Annotated in this window: 1 protein-coding gene; it reads left to right on the top strand. The window is 41.4% G+C overall.

Annotation, left to right across the window (positions count from 1 at the left end; all coding sequences use genetic code 11):
* Window positions 1-321 (top strand): ribonucleotide reductase barrel domain-containing protein (locus tag KH400_RS23675; RefSeq protein WP_369009398.1); only part of this gene is annotated, 321 nt, incomplete at both ends.

Here is a 321-nt window from a genome sequence, read left to right as displayed (position 1 = left end):
GGTTAAAGAACCGAAGGAAAAACGATTAGGACTTATAAAAGAATCTTACTGGGCCATTTCTAATTTATATATGACGGTGGCAACTCCGACTCTATCAAATGCTGGGAAAAGCTATGGTCAATTATCGAGCTGTTTTATTGATACCGTTGATGATAGTCTCAGAGGGATTTATGACAGCAACACGGATATTGCAACTCTGAGTAAAAGCGGAGGAGGAATCGGAGCGTATTTAGGAAAGCTGCGCAGCCGAGGAAGTGATATAAGAGGATTTAAAGGAGTATCGTCCGGTGTCATCCCGTGGATGAAACAGCTAAATAATAC

Source organism: Desertibacillus haloalkaliphilus (assembly GCF_019039105.1).
GTDB lineage: Bacteria > Bacillota > Bacilli > Bacillales > KJ1-10-99 > Desertibacillus > Desertibacillus haloalkaliphilus.
This window is presented reverse-complemented; position numbering and strand designations above follow the sequence as displayed.